Origin of the sequence: uncultured Rhodospira sp. (genome assembly GCF_937138205.1) — a bacterium.
Lineage (GTDB): Bacteria > Pseudomonadota > Alphaproteobacteria > Rhodospirillales > Rhodospirillaceae > Rhodospira.
This window is the reverse complement of the sequence record NZ_CAKZOT010000113.1, coordinates 80,651-102,222: the sequence shown is the minus strand read 5'-3', so window position 1 is coordinate 102,222 and position 21,572 is coordinate 80,651. Positions and strand designations below refer to the sequence as shown.

At 68.1% G+C, this 21,572-nt stretch carries 20 protein-coding genes and 1 tRNA gene; 13 read left to right on the top strand and 8 right to left on the bottom strand.

Annotated elements, in window-relative coordinates; all coding sequences use genetic code 11:
- Nucleotides 1-13: 13 nt before the first annotated feature.
- The 3 genes from Q0309_RS17115 to Q0309_RS17105 all read left to right on the top strand — a co-directional run bounded on the left by Q0309_RS17115 (nt 14) and on the right by Q0309_RS17105 (nt 4,008).
- Nucleotides 14-664 (top strand): thioredoxin family protein, encoded by a 651-nt coding sequence (locus Q0309_RS17115; protein WP_299444123.1) that lies wholly within the window; start codon nt 14-16, stop codon nt 662-664.
- Between the two features lie 405 nt (nt 665-1,069).
- Nucleotides 1,070-2,695 (top strand): sensor domain-containing diguanylate cyclase, encoded by a 1,626-nt coding sequence (locus Q0309_RS17110; RefSeq protein WP_299444120.1) that lies wholly within the window; start codon nt 1,070-1,072, stop codon nt 2,693-2,695.
- The gene (locus Q0309_RS17105; RefSeq protein WP_299444117.1) at nt 2,695-4,008 is read left to right on the top strand and encodes a DUF2336 domain-containing protein; all 1,314 of its coding nucleotides are present in this window, start codon (nt 2,695-2,697) and stop codon (nt 4,006-4,008) included. Before Q0309_RS17110 ends, Q0309_RS17105 begins: the two co-directional genes overlap by 1 nt.
- A gap of 117 nt (nt 4,009-4,125) precedes the next feature.
- Here Q0309_RS17105 and Q0309_RS17100 read toward each other — a convergent pair.
- Both Q0309_RS17100 and Q0309_RS17095 read right to left on the bottom strand, forming a co-directional pair.
- Nucleotides 4,126-4,215, bottom strand: a tRNA-Ser gene (locus tag Q0309_RS17100).
- Nucleotides 4,216-4,351: 136 nt separating this feature from the next.
- A complete protein-coding gene (locus Q0309_RS17095) occupies nt 4,352-5,266 on the bottom strand; it encodes a LysR substrate-binding domain-containing protein (RefSeq protein WP_299444114.1) in 915 nt (304 codons plus the stop codon).
- Between the two features lie 316 nt (nt 5,267-5,582).
- Here Q0309_RS17095 and Q0309_RS17090 point away from each other — a divergent pair, with 316 nt between their 5' ends.
- From Q0309_RS17090 to Q0309_RS17065, 6 genes are all read left to right on the top strand, one after another.
- A complete protein-coding gene (locus Q0309_RS17090) occupies nt 5,583-6,026 on the top strand; it encodes a FeoA family protein (protein WP_299444111.1) in 444 nt (147 codons plus the stop codon).
- 420 nt (nt 6,027-6,446) lie between these two features.
- Nucleotides 6,447-6,935, top strand: a complete 489-nt coding sequence (locus Q0309_RS17085) for a transposase (protein ID WP_299444108.1) — start codon at nt 6,447-6,449, stop codon at nt 6,933-6,935.
- On the top strand, nt 6,932-7,258 hold the full coding sequence (locus Q0309_RS17080; protein WP_299444105.1) for a hypothetical protein: 327 nt from the start codon (nt 6,932-6,934) through the stop codon (nt 7,256-7,258). Before Q0309_RS17085 ends, Q0309_RS17080 begins: the two co-directional genes overlap by 4 nt.
- A gap of 40 nt (nt 7,259-7,298) precedes the next feature.
- Complete coding sequence (locus tag Q0309_RS17075) at nt 7,299-8,087, top strand: DUF4198 domain-containing protein (protein ID WP_299444102.1); 789 nt, start codon at nt 7,299-7,301, stop codon at nt 8,085-8,087.
- Nucleotides 8,088-8,226: 139 nt separating this feature from the next.
- Nucleotides 8,227-10,785 (top strand): ferrous iron transport protein B, encoded by a 2,559-nt coding sequence (gene feoB, locus Q0309_RS17070; RefSeq protein ID WP_299444099.1) that lies wholly within the window; start codon nt 8,227-8,229, stop codon nt 10,783-10,785.
- Entirely contained in the window at nt 10,782-11,018 is a 237-nt protein-coding gene (locus Q0309_RS17065) for a hypothetical protein (RefSeq protein ID WP_299444096.1), read from the top strand. The genes feoB and Q0309_RS17065 overlap by 4 nt, the downstream gene beginning before the upstream one ends.
- A gap of 53 nt (nt 11,019-11,071) precedes the next feature.
- Here Q0309_RS17065 and Q0309_RS17060 read toward each other — a convergent pair whose 3' ends face one another.
- The 6 genes from Q0309_RS17060 to Q0309_RS17035 form a co-directional block, all read right to left on the bottom strand.
- Complete coding sequence (locus Q0309_RS17060) at nt 11,072-11,830, bottom strand: thermonuclease family protein (protein ID WP_299444093.1); 759 nt, start codon at nt 11,828-11,830, stop codon at nt 11,072-11,074.
- Nucleotides 11,831-12,069: 239 nt separating this feature from the next.
- Nucleotides 12,070-13,092, bottom strand: a complete 1,023-nt coding sequence (gene proX, locus Q0309_RS17055) for a glycine betaine/L-proline ABC transporter substrate-binding protein ProX (RefSeq protein ID WP_299444090.1) — start codon at nt 13,090-13,092, stop codon at nt 12,070-12,072.
- A gap of 110 nt (nt 13,093-13,202) precedes the next feature.
- Nucleotides 13,203-14,381, bottom strand: coding sequence for a glycine betaine/L-proline ABC transporter permease ProW (gene proW, locus Q0309_RS17050; RefSeq protein WP_299444087.1), 1,179 nt, complete (start codon nt 14,379-14,381; stop codon nt 13,203-13,205).
- Complete coding sequence (gene proV / locus Q0309_RS17045; protein WP_299444084.1) at nt 14,374-15,579, bottom strand: glycine betaine/L-proline ABC transporter ATP-binding protein ProV; 1,206 nt, start codon at nt 15,577-15,579, stop codon at nt 14,374-14,376. The genes proW and proV overlap by 8 nt, the downstream gene beginning before the upstream one ends.
- 463 nt (nt 15,580-16,042) lie before the next feature.
- The gene (locus Q0309_RS17040; protein WP_299444081.1) at nt 16,043-16,879 is read right to left on the bottom strand and encodes a PfkB family carbohydrate kinase; all 837 of its coding nucleotides are present in this window, start codon (nt 16,877-16,879) and stop codon (nt 16,043-16,045) included.
- Between the two features lie 12 nt (nt 16,880-16,891).
- Nucleotides 16,892-17,476, bottom strand: coding sequence for an HNH endonuclease (locus Q0309_RS17035; RefSeq protein WP_299444078.1), 585 nt, complete (start codon nt 17,474-17,476; stop codon nt 16,892-16,894).
- A 169-nt stretch (nt 17,477-17,645) separates the two neighbouring features.
- Here Q0309_RS17035 and gluQRS point away from each other — a divergent pair, with 169 nt between their 5' ends.
- From gluQRS to Q0309_RS17015, 4 genes are all read left to right on the top strand, one after another.
- Nucleotides 17,646-18,545 (top strand): tRNA glutamyl-Q(34) synthetase GluQRS, encoded by a 900-nt coding sequence (gene gluQRS, locus Q0309_RS17030; RefSeq protein WP_299444075.1) that lies wholly within the window; start codon nt 17,646-17,648, stop codon nt 18,543-18,545.
- A 125-nt stretch (nt 18,546-18,670) separates the two neighbouring features.
- Entirely contained in the window at nt 18,671-19,519 is an 849-nt protein-coding gene (locus Q0309_RS17025; RefSeq protein ID WP_299444072.1) for a ferritin-like domain-containing protein, read from the top strand.
- A 13-nt stretch (nt 19,520-19,532) separates the two neighbouring features.
- Nucleotides 19,533-20,969, top strand: a complete 1,437-nt coding sequence (gene radA, locus Q0309_RS17020; RefSeq protein ID WP_299444069.1) for a DNA repair protein RadA — start codon at nt 19,533-19,535, stop codon at nt 20,967-20,969.
- Complete coding sequence (locus tag Q0309_RS17015; protein WP_299444066.1) at nt 20,966-21,535, top strand: CvpA family protein; 570 nt, start codon at nt 20,966-20,968, stop codon at nt 21,533-21,535. The genes radA and Q0309_RS17015 overlap by 4 nt, the downstream gene beginning before the upstream one ends.
- Nucleotides 21,536-21,572: the final 37 nt, after the last annotated feature.

Below are 21,572 nucleotides of genomic sequence, written 5' to 3'. Positions count from 1 at the left end.
AGGACACACCCTCATGATCATGACCACGATCCGGACCCTTGCCCCCCGCGCGGCCGCCGCCCTGGCGGTCGCCGTCCTGTTGGGCCTGTCCCTGGCGACCGTCCCGCCCGCGCGCGCCGCCGAGCCGGCGCTGATCGAACCGACCCTTGGCGATGACGGCCTGTACCATCACGATTTTTTCATGCAGTCTTTCCTGGACCTGCAAGAGGACCTGGCGGAAACCCACGCGGCGGACAAACGCCTGGTGATCATTTTTGAACAACGCGGCTGCATCTACTGCAAGAAGGTCAATGTCGAAATTCTGGGCGACCCGGCCATCTACGAGTACGTCAAGGGCAACTTCAACGTCCTGCAACTCAACCTGTTTGGCGAACGCGAGGTCACCGACTTCGACGGCGAGACCATGCCCGAAAAACAACTCGCCCGACGCTGGGGCGTGATCTTCACCCCAACCCTTCTGTTCATGCCCGAGGACCCGGCCGACGCCGAGGGGATGACCGGCAAGGAGGCCGCCGTGTTCAACATGCACGGCGCGTTCGGCAAACACACCTTTCTGTCGGCGTTCGAGTGGGTGAAGCAGAAGGGCTACGAGGGCGACACCCATTTCCAGAAATATGTCGCCGAGCGCCTGGCCGAACGCCGCGCCGCCGAAGGCACACAATAGACCTTCGCCGGACCAGGGCGCGGAAGCACTTCGCCCGACGCGACCATCCCAAGGTTCTGCCCCGAAAATACAGGAAACTTTCAGTGGCCGCGCCCGTGCTTTCTTTCAGGCATGGCGCGGCCATCCGCTATCGCCTCCGGCCTTGAAGCAGGGTATGATCGAGTCGCCATTGGCGCGAGACAGGGCGGCGGTTGAGGGCGATCGCAACCGCTCCGCCCGTTCCACCGCTGGTGTTGTTGGCTCGGACGATTAGGCCGTTCAGTGACTTCGGACCCGACTCCCGCCCCTGACCTGGGCGCAGCCGTCTCTGCCCGACCCGCCATCGCCCTTGCGGCGGGCACCGTTTCGATTGCCACCGTGCTAGCCCACCGAGGTCCGGCCGCCATTCTTGCCGTCGACGGAACCATGGTGCATGGCAACGCCGAGGCCGGCCGCCTGACGCCTCTGTTGAACGACCCCGAAATCCCCGGAGGACTTCCGCAGGTGGTCCGGCGCGCCCTGGACACCGGCACGCCGGCGATGTGTTTCATACCGGCCCTGGCGGGCGGCAGCCGCGCGGGCCTCGACCTCACCGTGTTGCCGCTGAACGACCGGCAAGGCGTTGCCATCCTGGCCCAGGACACCACACTTGAGACAGCCCTGTACGGCGCCCTTGCGGACAGCCGCACCCGCTACAAGGACTTCGTCGCCCTGGCCTGCGACGTCGCCTGGGAGACCGGGCAAGACGGCCGGTTCGTGTTCGTCGCGCCGCCGGACGCCCTGGGATATGGTAGCCATGCCCTGCTGCACACGGACCCGGCCGACCTGCTTGATCCGCGCGAACGTCGGGACGTGGCGGCCGTGTTCCGCACCCGGTCCCCGGTCCGGAGCGTCGAATTGTGGGCGCGCCTGGGCGACGGCCAAGCGGTGTGCCTGCTGGTTTCGGCCGTGCCGCTGTTTGATTCCGCTGGAGACTGGATCGGCGCGCGGGGCGTCTGCCGCGACATCACCGAACAGCGCGAGCAGGACCGCGCCCTGCGGCGCGCGCACCACCGCGAGCAGGTGCGCGCCCGTGTGGTCCAGGCGTTCCGGGACGAACTGGACGTCGGCAACATCCTGACTGTCGCCGCCGAGGCGCTCGCCAAGGGCACCGGTGCGCGGGGGTGCCAAATCCTGCGACGCGATCATCCCCCCGGGCTCGCCGACAAGGACAAGGAATCGCAGCCCGTCGCCCTGGCGGATCTGATTCTTGGCGGCGACTATGGCGAGGCCGCGCCCCCGCTCTCAGACCTTTCGCCGACGCTGACGCCCGACACGGCCCCGTGGGAGGCGGCCATCGGGGCACATAGCGTGATCGTCCTCGGAACCAGCCACCACAAGGTCCTCAACGGCGCCATCGTTGCCTGGCGCCGCGCCGAACGCGGCCCCTGGACGGAGGACGACCGGCGGCTGATCCGCGATGTGGCGGACCAGGTCGGCCTCGCCAACGAGCAGATCGGCCGCTACGAGACGGTCATGACCCTGTCCCGCACCGACCCCTTGACGGGCCTGCTCAATCGGCGCGCCTTCCTGGAGGACATCGAACGCCGCCAGAAGCGCATGGAGCGCCAGCACGAGACCGCGGCGCTGCTGTATGTGGACCTCGACAACTTTAAGTTGGTTAACGACTACCGCGGCCACGCTCAGGGCGACCAGGTTCTGGTGATGGTGGCCGAGATCCTCGACACCAAGACACGACCGACCGATCTCGTCGCCCGCATCGGCGGCGACGAGTTCGCCGTCTGGCTGGAAGCCATCGACGAAGCGGGTGCGCAACGCAAGGCGCGCGAGGTGCTGGAGACCAGCGTCATGTTGTCGACCATGAGCGCGAACCCCGCCCACCCCCTGGCTCTGTCCGTCGGCATTGCCGTCTATGACCCCGCCAGACCGGAGACGGGCGAGGCGTTGACCCACCGGGCGGACGCGGCGATGTACGCCGCCAAGCTCATGGGCAAGGGCCAGTGCCACCTGGCGGCACCCGCCCCGGTTTGGATCAGCCCCGGGGACGCGTGATGACCGACCTGCTGCGACGGCTGTTCGAAGACGCCGGGGACGGGCGTTTCACCTACGAGGAGACACGGGAACTGGCGGCGCACGACGACGTGGCGGTGCGCCGCACGCTGGCCCACCGCACCGATGTCGCGCCCGAGGTGCTGTACTATCTGGCCGAGGACGACGACGCGGAGGTCCGGCGCACCATCGCCGGCAACACATCCACGCCGGCGCGAGCCTATCTGCTGCTGACCGGTGATTCCGACGAAACCGTGCGCCTGACGCTGGCGCAGCGCATCGCCGCGCTGGCGCCCGGTCTGTCGGACGACGAAAAGGACCGCGTAGGCCAGAACGTGCACGAGGCGTTGGCCCGTCTCGCCCGCGATCAGATCCCGAAGGTGCGCGCCCTGCTGTCGGATGCGCTGAAGAACATCGCCAATGCGCCAGCGTCCGCCGTTAACCACCTCGCACGAGATGCCGAAATCGCCGTCGCCGCCCCGGTGCTGACGTTCAGCCCCGTGCTGACGGACGAGGACCTGCTCGACCTCATCCAGGATGGCCCGGCCAGCGATCGCCTCGCGGCCATTGCCCGTCGCCCCGGCGGTCTGACCGAACGCGTGACAGACGCCATCGTCGACACCGCCGACCTGTCGGCCATCGCCGACATGCTGGCCAACCAAGGCGCGCAAATCCGCGAGGAAACACTGGACGCCCTGATCGACCGGGCACCGTCCGTGCCCGAGTGGCACGCCCCCCTGGTGGGCCGGCCGCGCCTGCACCCGGCGGCCGCGCGCCGGCTCGCCGTGTTCGTCTCGGACACCCTGGTCCAGGCGCTGATGCTTCGGCAGGACCTCAGCCCCGACGCCGCCGAGGCGGTGTCGACCGAGATGCATCGACGCATCGCCCGCCAGTCTCCCGCGGAAGAGCTGATCGACTTCGGCCCGGACTGGCGCCGGTCCCTTCAGGAATTGCACGTGCGCGTGCTCGACACTCTGAAAGCCGGGACATCGGGCGAGACCGAACTGCGCGCCGCCATGGCGGCGAACAATCGCACCCTGGGCATTGCCGTGCTGAGCGCCATGGCCGGGGTCGCCCCCATGGCCTTGGCGGTGGCCGTTCAGGCGCTCAGCGCCAAGGGACTCGTCGCGATGGCCTGGAAGGCCGGATTGCCCGCAAGCCTGTTGCCGGATCTGCAGCGCTGGCTGGGCGCCATTCCCCCGCACGAGATCCTAACGTCCTCGCCAGAGAGCGACGGCTATCCGATGGAAGAGGCCGAGATGGAGTGGCAGGTCGAGATGTTTTGCGACCTGGAGGCGGCCGACGAGGCACCGTGAGCCCACGAACGCGCGCGACGAACGATCTTTTTGCCGCCCGGGGCGATGCACCGCACCAAAGCATTTCCCATTAGAATGAAAAAAGGCAAGCCCAATCAAGGACTTGCCTTTCCTCAATGGCGGAGGGCCTGGGAGTCGAACCCAGTCACCGGTATGACCCGGTGTACGGATTAGCAATCCGCTGCATTACCGTCCTGCCCGCCCTCCGCAAGACGGGTCGGGAGCCCCCCTGAGCTCCGGATCGGAAGAAGGGGTTTGTACACGCCCCCACTGTCTTGCGTCAACGGTCGCCAGCGTACTCGGCCCCTTCGGACCCGCTACGTAGGTCCAGCGCCGCAGCCCGTCAACCCGCTGTTCGGCCGTGCGCCTCTCGCAGCAGATCGGCCAGCAGGCGGAAGTCGGCCTCGCGCGCCGCGCCGGGCCGCCACGCCAGGGTCAACGTGCGCGCGGTTCGCACATCGGCCAGATCCCGGACCACCACGCCGCCGTCCGGGACCACCTCACGCCCGACCGCCATGCGCGGCAGCAGCGTGACCCCCAGGCCGGCCGCCACCATCTGCGTCAGGGTCGCCAGGCTGGTGGCCTGGAACCGCTGGTCGCTGCGCCCCCGGTCCATCCGGCACGCCGCCAGGGCATGGTCGCGCAAGCAGTGCCCGTCCTCCAGCACCAGCACCGTCTCGCCCGCAAGGTCGTCCTCCCGCAGGGTCGCGTGTCCGGCCAGCCGGTGGTCGGCGGGCAGCGCGGCCACCACGTCCTCGTCCCCCAGCGCCACCGAGGCCATGCCGCGCAGATCGAAGGGCGTGGCCACCAGAACCGCGTCCAGCCGGCCCGCCGCCAGAGCCTCCAGCAGGGTATCGGTCAGGGCCTCGCGCAGGTACAGCCGCAGGTCCGGATACCGACGGCGAATGTCGGGCAACGCCGCCGGCAGAAGGTAGGGCCCGATGGTCGGAATCACGCCCAGGCGCAACAGTCCGCTCAGCGGCGAGGACCCGGCGGCCGCGACGTCGACCAGTGTCTCGGTGTCGGCCAGCAACCGCTCCGCGCGGGCGACGATCTCGTGGCCAATCGGCGTGATCACCACGCGGCGCCGCGACTGGCGCTCGATCAGCGTCACCCCGAGCAGCCCTTCCAGTTCGCGAATGCCGGCGGACAACGTGGACTGGGTGACGTTGCACCGATCCGCCGCCTGGCCGAAGTGCAGCGTTTCGGCGACGGTGACCAGATACCGAAGCTGGCGAGGGCTTGGCAGGGCGCGCATCGACGGGAACCCTCACCTGTTTTTGCGGCGATGGCCGCGAGACTATTCGGAATGATCACTCGTTTCCATGGGTTTGATCCGGATAATCCGTCGCCGAACCGACCCAAACCACCGGCCCGGCCGTAGTTTTGCCTGGACATGCGAATGCCTCTCACTTAGAGTGCCCAATTAGAAACCCATAGGATTGTTGTGGTCGCGCTTCACACCGGGATCGCCCGCGCGACCTCGTAGAGGGATAGGCAGCATGTTTCGTGGTCTGGGGCGAGGAAGCCGAGCGCGCTGGCACCGACGCGGTGGGCATGGTCGGAACCAAGACGTGCTTGCCCCCGAGTCACAGGACTCCTCGATCGACGTGACGGCGCCGACCGACCGACACGAGAGCTTCGGCCACGGCATGGGCCACGGCTTGGGCCGGGGCCGTGGATGGCGCAAGAGGGGCGGTGGCCAGGGGGCCGGGGCCGGCCCTGGCGGCGGACTTGGTCACGGGCATGGTCGCCGGCATCGCCATGGCGCCGCCAACGCCGCGTTTGACGGGCATTCGCTGAACGATGTGCCACCGGGCGAACACTGCCGGATCGTCGCCTTGCATGGGCACGGTCCGGTCCGCCATCGCCTGATGGATCTGGGGCTGGTCCCCAATGCCCGCCTTGAAGTGGTGCGCAGTGCCCCGCTGGATGATCCGGTCGAAGTGCGGATCGACGACGCGTTCATCACCCTGCGCCGCGCCGAGGCCGCGCGCATCCAGGTGGTCTCCGCCTGAGATCCGGCGCTGGCGCGCCGCGCAGGTATGGCCATGCCTTTTGGTGTGACCGGGATCTCGTTTAGAATTCATCAAAACAATGAACTGGTCTTGGTCGGCCGACTTGGCGGGCGACCGAGAGTGGCCATGGGCGTCCCGCGGCGCTCCATGAAAAGACGATGGCGGGCTGTGGTCAGTAATGACCCATTTGTTTGCTAAGGTACTTGGCTGACGCTGGATCACTCCCCGCCAAGCGCCCGAATATGCAGGCTTTTTTCAGAAACACGCCGGTCAATTGACCCTTTTCTTTTTATCTTGCGAACGCTTCTCACTGGCAATAGAGTCCTGGTCGTAACGCAAGCCGATGCACCGGTGCCCACGGATGCGGCCGGACCGCGCCCGGTCCCGCGTCGTCGGACCTCGACCACTCGAGAGGATCGTATGCAAAGCGCGACCGCCACCGCCCTCACGCCTTCGCCGCCGCCCGGAACGGCAACCGACGCCGGGGAACGCGCCAGCGCCGAGACACGGCTGGAGTGGCTGCGCTGGCCGCGCGGCGTTCCTGTCTGCCCGCACTGCGGATCACGCCACACCTACCGCATGGTCTGTCCCCGGTCCGGCGGCGTCCGGTTCAAGTGCGCCCGCTGCCGCAAGCCGTTTTCGGCCCGGCGCGGCACCGTGTTGGAGCGGTCCAACGTCGACACGGCCACTTGGCTGCGCGTCCTCGACCTGTTCCTGGCCGGCAATGAGCGGGGCCTGCCCGCCCGCATCGAGCGGCAGTGCGGCGTCAGCTACAAGACAGCTTGGTCCATGGTGCAGCGCCTGCGGGCCGCCCCCGACGATCCCTTGGTGACGGCCTTGCGGCACCACCACACGCCAGCCGCCTTGGCCACAAGTGCCCACTCCCTTCAACAGAGGACCCCGTCATGATCCGATCCCCCCTGATCCCCGCGCTGGCGCTGAGCGCCAGTCTGATCGTCGGCTCGGCCGGCGCCGCGCTGGCCCATACGCCCCTTTTCTCCTGCTACGACAACGGCGACGGCACCGTGCTGTGCGAGGCCGGGTTCTCCGATGGCTCATCCGCCGCCGGCGTGTCGGTGCGGGTGCTCGACGGCGCCGGCGATGTCATCAAGGAAAGCACGATGGACGCCAACAGCGAGTTCATCTTCGACATGCCGGACGGCGACTACAGCGTTCAGTTCGATGCCGGGGAAGGCCACAGCATCGACGTGCCCGCCGACGAGATTTACTGATCACCACTGAAGAAAAACACCAGACAACAGGAGATCCTCTATGATCCGGACCGTTACGGCGGTCGCGGCCGCCCTGATTGTATCGGCTGCCCCCGCCCTGGCCCATTTCCAGCTCGCCTATACGCCCAAGGTCAACCTGGACAGGCCCGGCCCCGTGCCGATGGCGTTCATCTTCTGGCATCCGATGGAAAACGGTCATGCCATGGACGTCGCCGCCCCGTCCCGCCTGGAGTTGCACTTCAAGGGCGAGGCGATCGACCTGACCGACAGCCTGGCGCCCATCACGTTCCACGGCGCCGACAACGAGGCCCAGGCGTTCAAGGCCGACATCCCGGTCCGGCGCAACGGCGACTACATCGTCGCCTTCACGCCGGCGCCCTACTACGAAGAAAGTGAGGACATCTACATCCAGCAGATCACCAAAAGCTTTCTGAACAAGGGCGGCATCCCCACCGGGTGGAACGAGCCCGTCGGCCTGCCGACCGAGATCGTGCCGCTGAACAAGCCGACCAACGTGATCGCCGGCTCGACATTCTCCGGCGTGCTGTTGTCGGAGGGCGAGCCGGTGCCGGGCGCGGAGATCGAAATCGAATACATGGCCGCACCGCCGGACATGGCGACCAACAGCGCCACCGAACCGACCGTCGAGCCCATGCCCGGGGGAACCCTGGTGGCGATCACCGATGCCAACGGCGAATTCACGTTCGGCATCCCCAAGGCCGGGTTCTGGGGCTTCGCCGCGTTGGGCTCCGGCCCCGCCACGGAGCACGAGGGCAAGGAGTTGAGCCAGGACGCCGTGATCTGGGTCCGCGCCTTTGACTTGAAATAGCCCGGGCCGGGACCCGGGACGATGGGGGATCGCCCGCGTCTCGGGATCGGCCTGGACAACCGGCAGGAAATGCGATTGTTTCGCACCAACGCCTGCCGGGCGCCAGCACACGGTGCCCCCGCCCTTGTCGAGGTATTGTATGGCCGCCTCCTCCGCTCCGGACGCACCGTCCGCCGCCCCCCGCAAACGGACCCTGGTGGCCCTGGCCGGCCAGCCGAATTGCGGCAAGTCCACGCTGTTCAACGCCCTGACAGGGATGCATCAGCACATCGCCAACTACCCCGGCGTCACCGTGGACAAGAAGAGCGGAGCCTATCGCGACGGCGACCGCGCTGTGGAGATCGTCGATCTTCCGGGGACCTACAGCCTGACCTCGTTCTCCCTGGAAGAGCGTGTGGCCCGCCAGTTCCTGCTGGACGAGCAGCCCGACGTCGTGGTCAACGTCGTCGACGCCACCAACCTTCGGCGCGGCCTCTACCTGACGTTCCAGCTCATGGAACTGGGATTTCCCGTTGTCATCGCCCTGAACATGATGGACGTGGCGAAGAGCCGGGGCCTGTCGTTCGACCTGGAAACCCTGTCGCGCCGGCTGTGCGCACCCGTCGTCCCGGTGGTCGGGCACAAGGGCGTGGGGCGCGAGGACCTGCGGGCCGCCATCGGCCGCGTCGCCGACGCCGAGCACGCGCCACCGGCGACGATCAACTACAGCGACCTGGAGGAGGCCGTTGCCGCCCTGCAGGTCCGGCTCTCGGAACTGCCCAGCCTGAAGAGCGTTGTCTCCGCCCGCTGGCTGGCCGCCAAACTGCTGGAGGAGGACAGCGAGGCGGAACGCCTGCTGCACCAGCACGTGACCCATGCCCACGGTCTGCTCGATCAGGCCCAGAATGCGGCGGCGGCGTTCCACGAGCGCAAGGGCCTGACGGCCGGCGACCACATGGCCGCCTGCCGCGATCACCTGGCCGGCGAGATCCTGGCCACCAGTATGCAGCACGCGCGCACCGACCACGTTCCGCTGACCGAGCGGATCGACCGGTTCCTGCTGAACCGCTGGCTGGCACCCGCTTTTCTGGTGTTGACCGTTTGGGTCATCTACCAACTGTCGATCGTGCAGGGCTACGAGCTGACCAAGATCACCTGGCCGCTGCTGGCGGGGTTCCGCGATATCGTCGGCGACGTGTTGCCGGCGGCGGGCTTCCTGCACGATCCGGTGATCCGCTCCATGGGGCTGTGGATGGTCGATTCCGCCAACGCCCTGCTGAACTACGTGCCGATCTTCCTGATCCTGTTCGCATTGATCGCGATTCTGGAGGACAGCGGATATATGGCGCGGATCGCCTTTATCCTGGACCGCATCCTGCACCGCTTCGGCCTGCACGGCCAGTCCACCCTGCCCTTCATCCTGGGCGGCGTGTTCGCCGGCGGCTGCGCCGTGCCGGGGGTGATGGCCACCAAGGGCATTCCGGACCAGCGGGCGCGCATGGCCACCATCCTGACCGTGCCGTTCATGAACTGCCTGGCGAAGGTGCCGCTCTATACCTTGCTCATCAACATCTACTTCGTTGAGGCCAAGGGGCTGGTCCTGTTCTACCTGTCGACCATCACCGTCATTTTCGCCCTGCTGATCGCCAAGCTGTTGTCCGTGTCGGTCTTGCGCGGCATGGAGACGGCGCCCTTCGTCATGGAATTGCCGCACTACCACCTGCCCACCGTGACCGGCGTGCTGCGGCGGTCCTTCGACCGCACGTGGCTGTACATCAAGAAGGTGGGGACGGTCGTGCTGGCGGTGGCGACGGTGGTCTACGTGCTGTTGCAATTTCCCGGCCTGACGCCGGAGCGACAGGCCGACTATCACGCCCGCGCCGAGGCCGCGATCGTCGAGTTCCGCGAGGCGCTTGCGGGCAACCCACTGGCCGCCGCCGTGCCGGACCAGGAGAGCCTGACCCGCCTCGTCAATCTGTACACCGACTACCGGTCCGACCGCATGATGGTGGGCAGCCGCGAGGCCGCCGAGGCGCTCGACGCCCGGGTCAAGGAGAACCACCCCGATCTGGCGCCCTTCGTCGTGCGCTCGCGCGATCCCGAGGCGCGGGCCGCGCAGGGGGCGCTGCGCGACCTGGCCACCACGCGCAAGGAACTGCGCCGCGAGATGAAGGACGAGCGCATCGTCAACAGCGCATTGGGCCAGCTCGGCAAGTCGCTGGAGCCGGTCACCCAGTTCGCCAACTTTGATTGGAAGATCAACGTCGCCCTGCTCAGTTCCTTCGCCGCGCGCGAAAGCAGTGTCGCCACCCTGGGCGTGCTGTTCGACCAGCCGGAGGGCGAGAACCAGACACTGGAAGAACGCATGGGATCGGAGCAGAAGGCCGCCGGCTACACCGCCATGACGGCGCTGGCGCTGATGCTGTTCTTCGCCCTGTACCCGCCGTGCCTGGCCACCACCATCATGGTGCGGGTGCAGACGGGGTCTTACAAGTGGATGGTGTTTTCCATCGTCTTTCCCACCGCGCTGGCCCTCACCACCGCCAGCGCCGTCTACACCGTGGGCACGGCCCTTGAACTCACTGGCCTGCAGATGTTCACGGCGGTCTACCTGACCGCGCTGGCCCTGCTGCTGCTGGTGGGCTTTTTCAAGACCCCGTTCGGCCGATCATTGCCGACGCCGGGATACCGTGACACGCACCAGGAGATGACGGGATGACCACGACAGACGCGACCACCCCCGCGCTTGCGGACGCCGCCCCGACCGTCAATCTGGCCACCGAAGCCAGCACCGGCCTTGTGGAGATCCTGCTGGTCGGCGCCGTGGTCGCGGTGGCGCTGGTCTACCTGTGGCGCTCGTATTTCGGCCGCCGCCGTCCTGCTTGCGCCAGTTGCGGCAAGGCGAAGGCCTGCCCGGCGGCCACGAACGCGGGCGCGGTGACCCCGGAGTGATCCCCGCCTGTCCTGTACGCTGCACGGCCGCATGATTCGCCGGCCGGACGCGCTCACCGTTGCGGCACGCCAATGGGCGGGCGTCGCCAGCCATCGGCGGCGGCGTCCTCGTCGCTACAATAGCGGGCCTCGACCGCCTCGTCGGGCAGGGCCGCGTAGGCGGCATCCAGCGGCACCAGGTAGAGCCGATGGCCGTCCGCGTCGGTGGTGGCCTTGATCGGGCACGGCGGCGGGTCAACCACCGGATCGTCCGGCAGGCGCCGCCCCTTGCGCCAGTCCGTGGGTCGCACGAACTCGGTGCGCCACAGGCCGAGGTTGGCGGCCCGCGCATTCTCCTCGGCCTCGCGGTAGGCGCTGGGCGCGTCCTTGAGGGCGATCGCCAACCCCTGCGACAGCAGCACCTGGGCGATGTCCTTGCGGCCGTCGATGGCGCAGGTCGACACGCGCGACCCGTCCGCGGCGGGCGACCGATCCGGCAGCGGCGTGCAGACCAGCGGCGCCAATGACAGGCTCAGAACCCGATGCAGCGCGAAGGCGGCGTCCTGCCCGCAGCGGATCCACCGGCCGGCCTGCCGACAACGCTGGCCCAGTTCCGGGGCATCGATCCCCGCCAGATGATGGATGCCATCGGCCGTCTGCACCGTATCACCGTCGATGACCGAGGGCATGGCGGTTTCGGCCGGCGCGGCGCGGGGCATCGCGGTGGCGACCAGGACCAGGACGAAGCCCACCGCAAAGGCAGCGGCCCGGGACGGCGTCGCGCCCCTCGGGAAACAGCGGAAGGCCGGAGGCGACGTTATTGGTTCAAACACCTGCTGCATCCCTCGCGCGCGACCATGGAGCGGGTGGCCCCTGGCGTTTCGTGGACCCACGCTGAGCCAGGGGCCGCGTGGTGCCGATGTTCTACCCCCCGGTCGTGGCCAGAATAGGTCGATGCACGGTGTTCGTCCATCGCGAGCGGTCCTCGGACCCGCCCGTGACCCGTGAAAAGGGCCGGCGCCCAACGGCGCCGGCCCCCTTCGCGGTCTTTCGGTCTGGAGCGGTCAGTCGCTTACTCGGCGGCCGCGCGGGCCTCTTCCAGCCAGCCGTTCCAGGTGTCCTGGTGGGCGGAAATCCAGGCCTCGGTGTGGCGCTCGATGTCCTCTTCGCTGTCCTCGCCATCGCGCATCTTCAGGTTCTGCGCGCTGATGTCGTTGGCCGAGATCTTCATGATCGAGAACAGTTCGGCCGCCGCCGGGTTGGCCTCGGCCCACTCGCGGTTGGCGATGATGCGCTGATCGTTCGCCTGGAAGCCGTAGTTGGAGCCGTCCGGCAGGCTGGTGTCCACGTCCTCGCGCGGCGGCGGCAGGGCCGAGGACGGCACGTTCAGCCACACCACGTCCTCGCCCGGCACCAGCACGCCGGAGACCCAGTACGGGGTCCAGGTGTAGTACAGGATGGACTCGCCCTGCTCGTAGCGGGTGATGGTGTCGGCGATGATGGCCGAGTAGGAACCCTGGTTGTGGGTGACCGTGTCGCGCAGGTCGAACGCGTCCAGCTGATGCTCGATCACCTGCTCGCAGCCCCAGCCCGGTGTGCAGCCGGTCAGGTCGGCCTTGCCGTCGTCGTCATTGTCGAACAAAGCGGCGATTTCCGGGTCCTGCAACTGGCCCAGGTTGGTGATGTCGTGTTCCTCGGCCGTCTTCTTGTCGATCAGGTAGCCCTGCAGGGCGCCCGGCGAGTACACGCCTTCCCGGTAGATCTTTTCCTCGCCGCCGGCTTCCTGGAAGAAGTCGGAGTGCAGCGGATCCCAGTGGTCGGCCATGAACGTGCCGTCGCCGTTGGCGATGGCCACGTGACCGGCGGCGTACTCCAGTTCCTTGATGTCCTGGACGTCGTAGCCCAGTTCCTCCAGCGCCTTCATGACCAGCATGGTCTGGAAGGTTTCCTCGGCGATGGAGGACTTCAGCGGAATCACCTCGACGCCCTCGCCCGGCATGTCAGCGGCCAGCGCCGGGCCGGCCATCAGCGCGACGGACAGGCCAACGGCGGCGGCCGTGCCGCGCAGCGTCGTTGAGTTCAGCAGTTGGTTCATGATGCGGTCTCCCTTCAGTGATCTTGGTTTTCTGACATCAACGCACAATCGACCGAAGCGTTGCGTCACGATCTGCGGGTCTTGCGAACGGGCGCCGATCCGGCGCCGGCTCATGTCTGGTTTGGCTTCGCGGCGTCCACCGCCTGGGCGGCGGCCGCCCGGCCGTGCCCCATGGCCCGGCGCACCATGCCCACCGGGCCGGTCTCCAGGAACCCGACGTTCCCCCGGTCCCGCTTGGACACGCCCATGGCCTGGGTCATGCGGTCGATGATGATGGCCAACAGGACGATGCCGATGCCGCCGACGGTGGCCAGGCCCATGTCCAGGCGGCCGATGCCGCGCAGCACCATCTGCCCCAGACCGCCGACGGCGATCATGGAGGCGATCACCACCATCGACAGGGCCAGCATGAGCGTCTGGTTGACGCCGGCCATGATGGTCGGCATGGCCAGCGGCAATTGCACCTTGAGAAGAAGCTGCCTCGGCGAGGCGCCGAAGCTCCTGGCCGCCTCGATCAGGTCTCCCGAGACCTGACGGATCCCCAGGTTGGTCAGGCGGATCACCGGCGGCAGGGCGAAGATGATGGTGACGATGACCCCGGGCACGTTGCCGATGCCGAACAGCATGACGATCGGCACCAGATAGACGAACGGCGGCGTGGTCTGCATGGCGTCCAGGATCGGCCGGATCACCTGGGCGGCGCGATCGCTGCGCGACAGCCATATGCCGATGGGCAGCCCGATCACCATACAGAAGAACACGGACGTCAAGACCAGGGCCAGGGTGACCATGGTGGCTTCCCAGGCGCCGATCAGGCCGACGAAGATCAGCGACAGGATCGCGCCGACCCCAAGGCGCCACCCGGCCGCCTGCCACGCCAGCAGGGCAATGACGATCAGCATGAGGGGCGCCGGCAGCCACGTCAGCGCCTCCTGCACGCTGGTCAGCACCCAGTCGACCGGCAGGCGGATGGCCTGAAACACGGGCCGGAAGTTGTTGACCACCCAGTCGAGAAAGGTCTCGACCCAGCCCTCGAGCGGAATCCACGCGTGCTCGAACGGATTGAGGATGTCGAAGGTCTTTTCCTCGGCCGGCGGCGCCTGGCTGAGCCAGTCGGTGCCGGCCGGCTGTTCGCCGCCGGTGCGGGCGTCACCGCTTCCGGTGCCGGTGGCGGCGCCCCAGGGATTGCTGGTGGACTCGCCGGCGGCCTCGCCGGACGCGGCATCGCCGTTCGATCCGCCGGTGGCCCAGGGATTGGATTGGGCAACTTCGTAGGTATCGTCAGCCATTCTCGGCGCCCTCCCTGTTCAGGGCTTCCAGGAGAAGGGCGCGCGAGACCACGCCCATGTAACGGTTCTCTTCGTTGACCACGGGCACGCCGCAGGGGGCCTGCGCCACGGCGCCGATGATGTCGCCGATGCTGGTGTCGGCGCGGATCGGCTCGACATCCGTCAGGAAGGCGTTGTGCAGTTCGGGCTTGCTGCCCTTGGCCTCCGCCTCCAGCGAGGCGACCGACACGACGCCGTGATAGTGCTGTCGCCTGTCGACGACGTAGGCGAAATCGCGGTCCGCCTTGCCGATGCGCTGCAACGCGGCGCGGACCGAGCCCTCGCGGTCGATCATCGTCACCTGCTGCTTGACCGCCACGTCACCGGCGGTCAGCACGTTGGAGACGTTCACGCCCCGGAAGAACGATTTCACATAGTCGTCGGCGGGGTTGTTCAGGATTTCGTCCGGCGTGCCCACCTGCACAACCCGGCCGCCTTCCATGATGGCGATGCGGTCGCCGATGCGCATGGCCTCGTCGAGGTCGTGCGAGATGAAGACGACCGTCCGCTTCTGCTCTTCCTGCAGGGCGATCAGTTCGTCCTGCATCTCGCTGCGGATCAGCGGGTCGAGGGCACTGAAGGCTTCGTCCATCAGCATGATGGACGGATCATTGGTCAACGCCCGGGCCAGGCCGACGCGCTGCTGCATCCCGCCGGACAACTCGTTGGGAAAGCTTTGCGCGTTGGGGGCCAGACCGACCTGCTCCAACGCGGTCATGGCGCGTTGTTCGCGGTCTCGTTGCGGGATGCCGGACAGTTCCAGCCCGAAGGCCGTGTTCTGCAGCACGGTCAGGTGCGGCATCAGGGCGAACGACTGGAACACCATGCTGATGTATTTCCGCCGGAACTCGATCAGCTCCTTGGTGTTCATCTTGGCGATGTCGGAACCGTCGACGACGATCTCACCGGCGCTCGGCTCGATGAGGCGGTTGAGCATCCGCACCAGCGTCGACTTCCCCGAGCCCGACAGGCCCATGACCACAAAAATCTCGCCCTCGCGGACCGAGAAGCTGGCGTCGCACACGCCCAGGGTCATCCCCGTCCTCTCGAAGATCTCGTCCTTCCCCAGCCCCTCCCGGTACAGGCGGATGCCTTCCTCGGGATGGTCGCCGAAAACCTTGAAAAGGTCGCGGACGACCAGCTTTTCCGTGGCAGTCAAGTGAGCGTTCCCCGTTCCTGGTCCCATTTCTACCGAAGCGCCCCCCGCCCTTCGGCACCAGCCTGTCCGACGCCGCCGAATGGCGCTTGGCCCATGCCGCGATTATGGCGCTCAATCAGGACTGTATCCGACGATCAGGTCTCACGATCGCGGACAGAATATAGAGCAAGTGTCTGCAATGGATTGGCCGATGGCGATAAAAATAAGCATCGCCCGACGGCGAGTCAACCGGTCAAACCCGACGAGCCGATACCGGAACAGCCACGCACGCCGCCATTATTTACTTTGTGGAAGTGAAGATTGGATTTCCGGAATACGCACATGTCTCTCACGCCGCCCGAGAGGCCGCTCGAAGTGTGTGGGAAATATTCAATTCGGGCTTTTGTTGATCGGAATATTGGGTTTTTTTGCCCGAGGGTGCGGCACAAGTCCCGTTCCAAGTCGTTTCCCCGGTCCACGGGGATCAGGGGCGGGGCGGCGGAATGGACCCGGGGGCCTGAATCGTCCGGGCCGCCCAGCGCGCGCCGATCGTCATGGCATCGCCGATGCCCGACCCGGCCATCAACCCGTGCAACAGGCCGGCAGCGAACACATCGCCGGCGCCGGTGGTATCGACGACGCGCTCCACCGGCTCGGCCGGCACCCTGACCTTCACACCGTCCGGCCCCAGCGCCTCGGCGCCGCGCGCGCCCCGGGTGATCACCAGCCAGCGCAGCGCGTCGCCAGCCCGCGATCGGGCTTCGTGCCAGGGGTTGGTGCCCGTCGCCGCCGAATCCTCGCTCTCGGACGTCACCCAGACGGTGGCCGGCCACCTGTCGAACGACGCCGGCGGCGCGTGCGCCACCACCGGGCCGCGCCGGGCGCGCTCGGCCAGCACCGGGGCCAGCGCCGGGGCGAAGGTCTTCACCAGCACACCGTCGGCCGCGACGTCCGCCGGCGGCGGCCGCACGGCCTCGGCACCGATCGTCTTGCGGGCGATCAGGGTGCGTTCCCCGTTCGGGTCGATCAGGATCAGGGGCCGGTTGGTGGCGTGGCCAGACAGGACGTGCAGCCCGGAGACGTCAAGGCCGTGCGCGCGGCAGGCGGCGATCAGGCGGGCGCCGGTTTCGTCGTCGCCGACCACCGCCCACGGCAGGACCTCGTAGCCCGCCTGGACCAGGGCAACCGCCGCGTTGGCGCCGCCCCCGCCCAGCCGCACCCCATCGGGACGGCCTTTCAGGTGCGCGCCGGGCGTGGGCGGCGCATCCACATGCACCACCTCGTCGGCGTTGACGTTGCCGATGACGAGAATCCGTGCCATGGCGGAACGCCCCTACCAGGGATCGAGTTCGCTGTCCCAGTACAGGTAGTCGCGCCAGCTCTCATGAAGATAATTGGGCGGGAAAGCCCGCCCAATCTCCTGCAACATGTGATGTGTCGGCGGCTGAGGCGGCTGCCTCAGGGGCATGGACGCAGCCCGGGGCGTGCGGTTGCTCTTGCGCAGATTGCAGGCGCTGCAGGCGGTGACGACGTTGGACCACGTTGTCCGCCCGCCCCAGGAGCGCGGCACCACGTGGTCGAAGGTCAGCTCGTGCGTCGGGAACTTCTGGCCGCAGTACTGGCACGTGAAACGGTCGCGCAGGAACACGTTGAAGCGGGTAAAGGCCGGCGTGCGTGACGTGTGCACGAACTGCTTCAGGGAAATGACGCTGGGCAGCCGGACTTCCAGGCTGGGCGAGCGGATGACGCGGTCGTATTCGCAAACCACGTTCACCCGATCGAGAAAAACCGCCTTGACCGCCTCCTGCCACGAGACCAGGGACAGCGGGAAGTAGCTGAGCGGTCGGTAGTCCGCGTTCAGGACCAGCGCCGGCGCATGTGTCGGTACCGCATCCACGTCACTCAGTCCCCTGGACATGATGGCGGGCCGCTCTTGTTTCCAAGGCTTCGGCCGGCCTGTCAACCCTGGCCCCGAAACGGTCGGCCCGAGGCCCCGGTTTCGGAGCCGGATCCATCTCAACGACGACGACCCGGACTAGATGTGGTATGTTCTACCCCATGCATGACAAAAAGATTATCACGTTTTCATGACGGTTTCCCGACAACCCGCCAGCGGCCTCGTCTCCGCCCCCGAGACTCGGCCCGTGGTGGCCCGTTTCGCGCCCAGCCCCACCGGGCTGCTGCACCTGGGGCACGCCCACTCGGCCCTGTTCACGGCCCGCCACGCGGCGGCGGCGGGCGGGCGGTTCCTGCTGCGACTCGAGGACATCGACGCCGGCCGCTGCCGCCCCGAATTCGAAGCCGCCATCCTGGAGGATCTGGCCTGGCTGGGCCTGACCTGGGAAACACCGGTGTGGCGCCAGTCGGCGCGGCTGGAGGCCTATAAGGCCGCGCTCGACCGGCTTGACGCCATGGGCCTGTTGTACCCGTGCTTCTGCACCCGCAAGGATATTCTGGCCGAGATCGCCGCCAGTCCGTCGGCACCGCACGGCCCGGACGGCCCGCTGTACCCCGGCATCTGCCGGGCCATGGATCCGGGCGACCGGGCCGCGCGCGTCGCCGCTGGCGTGCCACACGCGTTGCGCCTGGACATGGCGGCGGCGCTGGCGCGCCTGTCCGGACCGCTGGTCTGGCACGACGCCGCCGCCGGACCACAGACGGCGGCGCCCACCCTGTTCGGGGATGTGGTGCTGGCCCGCAAGGACATCCCCACCAGCTATCACCTTGCCGTCACCGTGGACGACGCCGCGCAGGGGATCACGCTGGTCACGCGCGGGCTCGACCTGTTCCACGCCACCCACGTCCACCGCCTGCTGCAGGCCCTGCTGGATCTGCCGACGCCGGCCTATCACCACCACGGCCTGCTGACGGACGACAGCGGCCGACGCCTGGCCAAGCGCGACAACGCCCGCGCCCTGCGCACGCTGCGCGAGGCCGGTGTCACGCCCGCCGAGGCGCGAGCCATGGCCGGCTTTCCCGATCCCTGATCCGGGTCCGTGCCGGCCTTTGCCGCGCGCGGCCGTTATCCCTATACTCCGCCCCGAGCGGCGTCGCATCCTGGGCCACCCCGCGCCGCGCGCTTCCCGGCCCGAACCCCGGCAAGGTGAGGATCATGTCGAACTGGACCCTCGACGATATCCCCTGGGATGCGTTCGATGCGTCGCGCGCCGATCCCGACATGGTGTGCATCATCAAGGCCGCCGCCCTGACCGAGCGCAACAGCGCCCACTATTCCCGCTACCTGTGCAACGTCTTCCGGGACGACGAGGGGTTTTGCGCCCAGGCCGAGACCTGGGCCGGCGAGGAGGAACAGCACGGCGACACCCTGGCGCGTTGGGCCACCCTGGCCGACCCCAGTTTCGATTTCGAGGAGACGTTCCAGCGCTTCCGCGAGGGATACGTGATCCCGACCGATGTCGACGCCTCCGTCCGGGGCTCGCGCAGCGGCGAGATGGTGGCCCGCTGCATCGTCGAGGTCGGCACCTCCAGCTTCTATTCCGCCCTGCGCGACGCCACCGACGAGCCGGTGCTGAAGGAGATCTGCCACCGCATCGCCGGCGACGAGTTCCGCCACTACAAGCTGTTCTATGACACGCTGAAACGCACCCAGGGCGAGGACAGGCTGTCGCGTCGCGACCGCCTCATGGTGGCCGTCAAGCGGATGCAGGAAAGCGAGGACGACGAACTGGCCTTCGCCTACCACTGCGCCAACACGCCGGACCAGCCTTACGACCGCGAGACCAGCAGCCGCGCCTACGGCGCCCGGGCCTTTCGTCACTACAGGCGCGGCCACATCGACCGCGCCAGCGGCATGGTCATGAAGGCCGCCGGCCTGAGGCCGCATGGCTGGATGGGCCGCCTGTTCGGCGGCGCGTTGTGGCGCTACCTGCGCTTTCGGCTGTGGCGGCTGCGCGACGAGGGACCGCGCGCGGCCGACGACAAGGCCGGGGCGGCCGCGTGACGACCTGAGCCCCATGCCCAAAGCCCCCGCCCGCACCTTCGTCTGCCAATCCTGCGGCTCCGTCACCCCCAAGTGGGCCGGGCGCTGCGAGGCGTGCGGCGAGTGGAACACGATCGTCGAGGAGGCCGCGCCGGAGCGCCCGCCCGGCGCCGGCACCGGCGGCAAGGGCGGCCGCTCGATCGCGTTCGTCGGCCTGAAGGGCGAAGGCAAACCGCCGCCCCGGCGCCTGACCGGCATCGCCGAACTGGACCGCGTGTGCGGCGGTGGGTTGGTGGCGGGCTCGGCGCTGCTGGTGGGGGGCGATCCGGGCATCGGCAAGTCGACCCTGCTGCTCCAGGCCACTGCCGCGCTCGCCGGCGAGGCCCCCGTGGCCTACATCTCCGGCGAGGAGGCGGTGGAACAGGTGCGCCTGCGCGCCGCCCGCCTGGGGCTGGCCGAGGCGCCGGTCCTGCTGGCCAGCGCCACCAGCCTGCGCGACATCGTCGCCACGCTGGATGGCCCGGACACCCCGGGCGTCGTGGTGGTCGACTCGATCCAGACGATGTACGCCGACACCCTGGACTCGGCCCCCGGCACGGTCGCCCAGGTACGCACCTGCGCGCATGAGCTGATCCGCCTGGCCAAGCGGCGCGGCTTCACGCTGTTCCTGGTCGGCCACGTGACCAAGGAAGGCACCCTGGCCGGTCCCCGCGTCATGGAGCACATGGTCGACACCGTGCTGTATTTCGAGGGCGAACGCGGCCACCCGTTCCGCATTCTCCGGGCGGTCAAGAACCGCTACGGCGCCACCGACGAGATCGGCGTGTTCGAGATGACCGACGCCGGCCTGATGGAGGTGGCCAATCCGTCCTCACTGTTCCTGGCCGAGCGGCGCGGCAATGTGGCCGGATCCTGCGTCTTCGCCGGCATCGAAGGCAGCCGCCCGGTGCTGGTCGAGATCCAGGCGCTGGTGGCGTCGGCGGCCGGCGGCTCGCCCCGACGGGCGGTGGTCGGATGGGACTCGGCGCGCCTGGCCATGGTGCTGGCGGTGCTGGAGGCCCGTTGCGGCCTTGCCTTGGCGGGCCATGACGTATATCTCAACATCGCTGGGGGTTTGCGGGTCAGTGAACCGGCGGCCGACCTGGCGGTGGCGGCCGCGCTCGTCTCCTCGGCCACCGGGACGCCGGTGCCGGCCGAGATGGTGGTGTTCGGCGAGATCGGTCTGTCCGGCGAACTGCGGCCCGTGGCACAGACGGACGCGCGCCTGAAAGAAGCCGCCAAGCTCGGGTTCGCGGCGGTCATGCTGCCGGCGGCCTCGGACCGGAGGCGTGGCACGCGGCAAGCGCCGGCGGGGGCGGCGGGGGCCGGCCTGGACAGGAAGGCCATCGGCCATCTCCAGGACCTGGTGACCGCCCTGGGGGCGGACGCGGCGGTCCGGCCGGATCGGCGCACCGAGAGGGAAAGAGCATGATGGAGAACTGGCCGGTCAACCCGGTGGACATCGCCGTCCTGATCATCGTCGTGATTTCGGCGGCCCTGGCGTTCTTCCGTGGCTTCGTGCACGAGGTGCTGGGGATCGCCGCCTGGATCGGCGCCATCCTTGCCGCCATCTATGGCCTGCCGCACGCGCAACCTTATGCGCGCGATCTCATCCCCATCGACTGGGCGGCCGACCTGGCCGCCGTCGTGGCCATCTTCCTGGTCACCCTGATCATCCTGTCCGTGTTCACGACGTTGATCGCGCGGCGCGTGCAGGACAGCGCCCTGAACACGGTCGACCGCTCGCTCGGCTTTGTGTTCGGGCTGGCGCGCGGCGCGGTGATCGTGGTGATCCTGTTCATCGCCGCCTCCTGGCTGGTGCCGCCGGACACGCAGCCGCCGTGGGTGCAGAAGGCCCGCAGTATGCCGTTCATCGAACAGGGCGCGGATGCCCTCTTGGCGCTGGTTCCGGAGGATCTTCTTGAGAACGGACAGACCATCGGCGGCGGCGATGGCCAGATCCGGGACCAGTTGATGCGGTCCCTGCCCGAGTCCTGAGCGGACGGAGGACGGCTTGGTTCACACACTATCGGAA